Genomic DNA, 7,405 nt, shown 5'->3' with positions numbered 1-7,405 from the left:
TAACGTCTTATATCTTAATTCATTAAAACGCTTATGACATAGGAAGTATGTATTTTAATGATTTCTTATATCGAATTGAGGTTATTTGTCAAGAAAACACCCCATTTTTGTATAGAGTTCTTTTGATTTAATTGGTTTTGCTATATAATCGTCGCAACCGGCATCAAGCATTTTTTCTTTATCACCCTCGAGAGCAAAAGCAGTTACTGCAATTATAGGCATGTTTTTATGTGTGTTTTTAATAGCTTTAGTAGCGTCATAACCATTTAAAATAGGCATTTGTATATCCATAAGGATAAGATCAATTCCTTCTGTTTTTTGAACTGTGGCGATGGCTTCCTCGCCATTTTTTACCCAAATAATTTTTATGCCGGTTCTTCGGAGAAGTGTCTCTATGAGTTGGAAATTTGATTCAACATCTTCTGCTACAAGTAACGTTTTAGTTTTCCAATCCAATTGAGGCTTTGCATCAGGGATTTTCGATTGCGGCATTTCAACTTTCCCTTCTTGCAATGGGATGGTTAAATAAAATACCGATCCTTTTCCAACACTTGAAACCGCATACAGATTGCCACCAAGCAGTTGTGCAATATTTTTTGAAATTGCAAGCCCAAGCCCGGTGCCTCCATACTCACGCGTATGCGAATCATCAGCCTGACGGAAACGATCAAAGATTAATTGCATCTTATTTTGAGGAATCCCTATCCCTGTGTCTTTAACATAGAATTGAAGGGATGGCCGCCTCGTTATTGAGGCATTTGCCGGAATAATATTGTAACCAAGCTTAATACTTCCTTTTTCTGTATATTTTATTGCATTACCGATCAGGTTTGAAAGAATCTGTTTTAATCGATGGGGGTCACAATGGATATTTCCCTCATATTCAACCTCGGGAAATACTAATTCAAATTTGAGTTTGTCCCCACCTTTTTTAATGGTAAACTGATTGAAATTCGCATGTAATTCTAATAAAATATTTTTAAAATCGAAATCGGAATTTGTCACATTTAATTGTCCAGCTTCAATTCGGGCAATATCAAAGATGTCGTCGATAAGTTTAAGCAATGTTTTACTGTTGCTATTGATCAAGTCAACGTATTCAAGTCTTTCATCAATGGTCATACCTTCATCAACAAGCAGATTTGAGAACCCCATGATTGCATTCATGGGAGTTCTTATTTCATGCGACATATTTGCAAGAAATGACGTTTTAAGTTTATCAGCTTCTTCAGCTTTTTCTTTTGCGTAAATTAACTCATTTTCTAATCTTTTGCGTTCACTGATGTCTTCTTTAACACCCAGGAAGTGTGTGATTATACCATCCTGATCTTTGATTGGCGAGATGGATGCTGCTTCCCAAAACAATTCCCCATTCTTTCGTTTATTTAAAAATTGACCTTTCCATTCATTACCATCAAGAATGGTTTGCCATAGTTTTTTATATTCATCAGCTTTCGTATGGCCGGTTTTAAGAATACTTGAGCTTTTCCCGATTAGTTCATTCAAATTATATCCGGTGGTTCTTAAAAAAGATGAATTTACATATTCAATTTTCCCTCGCAGGTCGGTAATTATAATTGAGATCGGACTTTGATCAACTGCTCTCGAAAGTTTGCGAACCTGATCATCAAGGGTACTCATTTCGGTGATATCCCGAAGTGCCCCTTGAACAGCAGGATTACCATCAATAAATATTCTTCCACCTAAGGATTCAATAAGAATTTTTGCGCCATCAGCTTTCAATCCCCAAAAATTATAATGTGTCGAATCTAGTTGGCCATTTTCTCTACGTTTAACCATTTCTTTGACTAATTTCTGGCTCTCAGGAGCAACAAAATTCATGATAGGTTTTCCTATCAAGTTTGTTTTTTTATTATAACCTAGTATTTCAGCAAATTTTTGGTTGTGAAAATGGATTCTTTCATTTTGTATAATATATAATCCTTCCAAAGAGTTGTCAACCAAGGATTTGTATTGTTCATTTATTTCTTCTAATTCAACAGACTGCTTCTTTATTAACTTTTCTAAGTCTTTATTTTTAACTCTTAAGTGATCTTCAGCGGCTTTAATTCTGAACATTACTTTGATTTGCGTAACAAGTTCTGTTTCATCAATGGGCTTGCTGAGGAAAGCGTCTGCTCCAAGTTCAAGACCTTTTACCCTGTTAGCTTTATCTGCCTTGATAGCAGTAATCATGATGATCGGAATTTGTTTTGTGAGTTTATTTTTCTTTAATTTTTCACATACAGCAAATCCATCCATTTCAGGCATGAAAATATCAAGTAAAATTAAATCAGGCTGCTCCTGCTTTGCAATATTAATTCCACTTACTCCATTGAATGCAGTACTTATTTCTACATCCTCCATTAAATTGCGGAGAAGAGCTTTCATGGAAATTAAGTTGTCTTCCTTATTGTCTATGATTAATATTTTAGGCATGGCAGATAATGCATTTCTAGATTGAAATAATTGTTATAAAGAGATTTCGATATAATATTCGTACACGCAATAAACACAAAAATTTTTTATACAAAAAGTTTGAAAAATTATTCTTTTTATTGACGATTGAATATTGACCCGTATATTTTCTATTTCAGAATTTTTTATTCGTGAGTCGATGGTTTTTATTTCAATGTTAATTGTTGTTTTAAAGTCGGATTTTTAATCTGTTCGTAAAAATAGCATGCTTTCCAATATCTGATGATAGGTGAATTGCCTAATTTCTTTAAAATTGCAAAAATAATTTTTTGACACCAAAACGGTTAATCCTGCTTTAGCTTATTCTGGGTTTAATTGTAGCTAAAATATCGGCGGCAATTTCTTCAATTGATTTACCTGTTACCTTAATGACAGACCATTTAGGGTTCTGTTCATAAAGACGTTGAGAGAACCATAATTCTTCTTTCACATGCTGAAGATTAGCATAATTCCCTGTTTGTCCACCCAAGTGTTCTTCTCTTACCTGCCTTAATGCGGAAAGTCGGTTAGCAGTGGTAGTTAATCCAAAAACCTTTTCCGGATTTACTTCAAATAATTCTTTTGGGGGTTCGATCCCTAAAATTAACGGGATATTGGCAACAAACCAGCCTTTATATGCAAAATAGATACTTAATGGCGTTTTAAATGTTCGCGATACGCCCACAAGAATAATTTCTGCTTTATCCAATTCATGGTGCCGAAGCCCATCATCATGACTAAATGCAAACTGCATAGCATCAATACGCTGAAAATATTCCTTATTCCGGGTATGAAATAAGCCGGGTTTTTGAACCGGGTTATTTTCAAATTGATGACCCAATCGAGCCAATAAAGGGCCCATTAAATCAATGGTTTCGATATTGTTTATTCTTCCATCACGAATTAATTCGTGCCTGATTTCATTCTGTACAATGGTGTGTAAGATGAAAGCATTTGCATCGATGGCTTCACGAATAATTGTTTTTATTTCATTTTTAGTACGGATGTGAGCTCTGACGATAATATTAATTTCAATTCCGGGAAATTGTGTAAGTGCAGCATCAAGGGCTTGCTGGGCTGTACGGCCGGTACCATCCGATACTACAAGTACATTAAACTGCATTGGTTTAAGTTTGAATTTGTTTTAATTCAGCAATGGTTTGTTCCGGATTTTGTGAAGCAAACACGGTATTTCCGGCAACTAAAACATTTGCCCCTGCATTGATAAGTTTAGGCGCATTTTGGAGGGTAACTCCACCATCTATTTCTATAAGGGTATTTGCTTTATTGTCTTTAATCAGTTTTTTAAGTTTTGAAATCTTGTTGAATGTGTTTTCAATAAATTTTTGTCCCCCAAAACCGGGATTAACTGACATGAGCAGAACTAGGTCAAGTTCTGTAATAATATCTTCAAGAACATGAACAGGAGTATGTGGGTTTAATACGACCCCGGCTTTCATCCCCAAGGCTTTTATGGCTTGGATAGAACGATGTAAATGATTGCAGGCTTCGTAATGAATGGTGAGGATATCCGCACCTGCATCTTTAAAGTCTTGAAAATACCGATCGGGATCGATAATCATTAAATGCACGTCTAAAGGTTTCTGAGCGTGTTTTTTGATCTGTTTAATAATGGGCTGACCGAATGAAATATTTGGAACAAAAATACCATCCATTACATCCACATGAAACCAGTCGGCTTTGCTTCTGTTTATGAGTTCGATGTCGGATTTTAAATTTCCAAAGTCGGCTGATAATAATGAGGGGGCAATTAAATGGCTCATAAATATTTATTTTGTGATTCAAAAGTAAAAAAAAAAACGTCCGGTTGATCGGACGTTTTTGCTATTAACCTAAATAAGTTTTAAGTATTTTGCTTCGTGAGGTGTGTTTTAACCTCCTTATTGCTTTTTCTTTTATTTGCCTAACTCTTTCACGTGTAAGGTCAAATTTTTCACCAATTTCTTCTAAAGTCATTGGATGTCCGCCATTTAAGCCAAAGTACAGTTTTACTACGTCAGCTTCACGAGGGGTAAGGGTAGAAACAGCCCTGTCAATTTCTTTTCGGAGCGAATCATACAATAGTTCGGTTTCAGGAGTTGGGCCTTCATCGTTTCTGAGAACATCGTACATGTTATTGTCTTCATCCTGCACCAATGGAGCGTCCATTGAAATGTGACGACCTGAATTCTTAATGGATTCTTTAACCTCAGTTTCCGAACATTCAAGTAAATCAGCAATTTCATCATGATTTGGTTCGCGCTCAAATTTTTGCTCAAGTTTTGCATAAGCTTTGTTAATCTTATTGATCGCCCCGATTTTATTTAAGGGTAAACGTACAATACGTGATTGCTCAGCTAATGCTTGAAGGATTGATTGTCGGATCCACCAAACGGCATAGGAAATAAACTTAAATCCTCTGGTTTCGTCGAAACGTTGTGCCGCTTTAATCAAACCTAAATTACCTTCATTAATTAAATCGGGCAAACTTAAACCTTGATTTTGATACTGTTTTGATACTGAAACAACGAACCTTAAGTTAGCTTTCGTAAGCTTTTCTAAAGCAGCTCTATCGCCTTGTTTAATTCGTTGAGCCAGTAATACTTCTTCATCAGCAGTAATGAGTTCTACTTTTCCAATTTCTTGCAGGTATTTGTCCAAAGAAGCTGTTTCGCGATTGGTAACCTGTTTGGTGATTTTTAGTTGTCGCATTTTTTTTGAGAAATATTAATTTTGTCGTGCCCCGTATTTTACGAGGCATTCATAATTATGTTACAAAAATATTACTTCTTTTCTGGTTTTGGTAAAAGCACTTTTCGTGAGAGTTTAAGCTTCCCTGTTTTTGCATCTACCCCAATCAGTTTAACTTCAATTTTATCTCCAACTTTTAACACAGATTCAACTGTTTCCAGTCGATCCCAGTTAACTTCAGAAATATGCAGCAAGCCATCTTTACCCGGCATAATTTCAACAAATGCTCCGAAAGGAACAATGTTTTTCACAACACCCTGATAAATTTCGCCTACTTCAGGTATTGCAACTATTTGTTTGATACGGTTTTTAGCAGCTTCGATATCTTCTTTGTTTTTAGAAACAATATCAATTACCCCCATATTGTCAATTTCTTCGATGACAATTGTTGTATTTGTAGTTAGCTGTAATTCCTGAATGATTTTACCACCTGGGCCAATAACCGCTCCAATAAATTCTTTAGGAATGATCATCTTTTCGATACGGGGAACATGAGGTTTGTAATCTTCACGTGGAGTTGAAATGGTTTTTTCCATTTCTCCTAAGATATGCAAACGTCCTTGTTTTGCTTGTTCTAGCGCTTCTTCAAGTACCTGATATGAGAGACCGTCGACTTTAATATCCATTTGACAGGCAGTAATCCCATCACGTGTACCGGTAACTTTAAAATCCATATCCCCTAAATGATCTTCATCGCCAAGGATATCAGATAATACAGCGTATTTGCCGGTATTGGTATCTGCGATCAATCCCATGGCAATTCCTGAAACAGGTTTGGTGATTTTTACACCTGCATCCATCAATGCAAGGGTGCCACCGCATACTGATGCCATAGACGAAGAACCATTTGATTCAAGAATATCTGAAACGATTCTAACGGTGTATGGGTTAACTACTCCGTGAGGAATTACATGTTTTAACGCACGCATTGCTAAATTTCCGTGTCCGATTTCTCTACGGCCAGTACCTCTGTTTGGCCGGGCTTCTCCTGTAGAGTATGAAGGGAAATTATAGTGCAGCAAGAAATTGTTTTTACCATTAATAATGGCACCATCAATCAGTTGCTCATCCATTTTTGATCCAAGTGTGACGGTAACCAACGATTGGGTTTCTCCTCTTGTGAAAATTGCTGAACCATGAGCAGAAGGTAAATAGTCAACTTCTGACCAAATGGGTCTGATTTCGTCTAATTTTCTTCCGTCAATTCTAATTCTTGTTTCTAATACACTATTCCGAACTGCTTCTTTTTCTATATCATGAAAATAACGCTTAATCAAACTCATTTTAGCAGATGCTTCTGTTTCTTCAAGAGTATCAACAAATTCTTGTCTGACAGATGAAAACAATTCGGATCGTTTATGTTTGTCGGCAATTGAACTGCCTGCAATTTTATAAAGTTTGTCGTATGTAAAGTTCTTAATTTGTGTTTTAAGATCTTCATCATTTTGTTCGTGACAATATTCACGTTTGGTTCTTGCTTTTTCAACCTCAGCGGCTAAATCTAACTGAATCTGACATTGAATTTTTATAGCTTCATGAGCTGTTTTGATTGCATTTAGCATATCAGCTTCCGAAACTTCTTTCATTTCACCTTCAACCATCATGATATTTTCAATGGTGGCGGCTACGATCATTTCAAGTTCGGCTCTTTCTAAATCGGCAAAAGAAGGATTAATTACCATCTTGCCATCAATTTTAGCTACTCTTACTTCTGATATAGGCCCATTAAAAGGAATGTTCGAAACTGCCAATGCTGCAGAAGCAGCTAATGCTGCAAGTGCATCTGGAGGTGTATTTGCGTTTCCGGATATTAATTCTATAAGGACCTGGGTTTCAGCATGAAAATCTGCAGGAAACAAAGGTCGTAAGGCACGATCTACAAGACGGGCGATCAATACTTCGTAATCTGATGCTCTGGCTTCGCGTTTAAAAAAGCCTCCGGGAAATTTACCGGTTGCTGCATATTTTTCTTTATAGTCGACTGATAGAGGCATGAAATCGACATCTTCTTTGGCTTCTTTGTTAGCTACAACAGTAGCTAAGAGCATGGTATCATCCATGCGAACAACCACAGAGCCATCTGCTTGCTTTGCAAGTTTCCCGGTCTCGATAGTTACGGTTCTGCCATCCTCTAATTGAAAGGATTTTGATAAACCTAATTTTGACATATGTTGTTTTATTGGTATATATTTTTTGT

The 7,405-nt window shown here is 36.3% G+C and carries 5 protein-coding genes; all 5 read right to left on the bottom strand.

Annotated features, from left to right (window positions below):
- Positions 1-81: 81 nt before the first annotated feature.
- Positions 82-2,439: a response regulator gene (locus KKG99_08115; GenBank protein ID MBU1012957.1), complete on the bottom strand. Its 2,358-nt coding sequence runs from the start codon at positions 2,437-2,439 to the stop codon at positions 82-84.
- Between the two features lie 334 nt (positions 2,440-2,773).
- Positions 2,774-3,580, bottom strand: a complete 807-nt coding sequence (locus KKG99_08110; protein ID MBU1012956.1) for a kinase/pyrophosphorylase — start codon at positions 3,578-3,580, stop codon at positions 2,774-2,776.
- 4 nt (positions 3,581-3,584) lie between these two features.
- Complete coding sequence (locus tag KKG99_08105; GenBank protein ID MBU1012955.1) at positions 3,585-4,241, bottom strand: ribulose-phosphate 3-epimerase; 657 nt, start codon at positions 4,239-4,241, stop codon at positions 3,585-3,587.
- Between the two features lie 64 nt (positions 4,242-4,305).
- Positions 4,306-5,169: a sigma-70 family RNA polymerase sigma factor gene (locus KKG99_08100; protein MBU1012954.1), complete on the bottom strand. Its 864-nt coding sequence runs from the start codon at positions 5,167-5,169 to the stop codon at positions 4,306-4,308.
- Between the two features lie 71 nt (positions 5,170-5,240).
- Positions 5,241-7,376 carry a polyribonucleotide nucleotidyltransferase gene (locus tag KKG99_08095; protein ID MBU1012953.1) on the bottom strand — a complete coding sequence of 712 codons (2,136 nt, stop codon included), beginning with the start codon at positions 7,374-7,376 and terminating at the stop codon, positions 5,241-5,243.
- Positions 7,377-7,405 lie beyond the last annotated feature (29 nt).

The sequence above is a fragment of the Bacteroidota bacterium genome, from assembly GCA_018816945.1.
GTDB lineage: Bacteria > Bacteroidota > Bacteroidia > Bacteroidales.
Note: the sequence above shows the minus strand (reverse complement) of the source record. Positions and strands in the feature narration are given on the sequence as shown.

What these genes read in the sequence shown, in the direction of transcription:
- KKG99_08115 (MBU1012957.1), bottom strand. Translation starts at nt 2,439, where the DNA reads ATGCCTAAAATATTAATCATAGACAATAAGGAAGACAACTTAATTTCC.
- KKG99_08110 (MBU1012956.1), bottom strand. Translation starts at nt 3,580, where the DNA reads ATGCAGTTTAATGTACTTGTAGTATCGGATGGTACCGGCCGTACAGCC.
- KKG99_08105 (MBU1012955.1), bottom strand. Translation starts at nt 4,241, where the DNA reads ATGAGCCATTTAATTGCCCCCTCATTATTATCAGCCGACTTTGGAAAT.
- KKG99_08100 (MBU1012954.1), bottom strand. Translation starts at nt 5,169, where the DNA reads ATGCGACAACTAAAAATCACCAAACAGGTTACCAATCGCGAAACAGCT.
- KKG99_08095 (MBU1012953.1), bottom strand. Translation starts at nt 7,376, where the DNA reads ATGTCAAAATTAGGTTTATCAAAATCCTTTCAATTAGAGGATGGCAGA.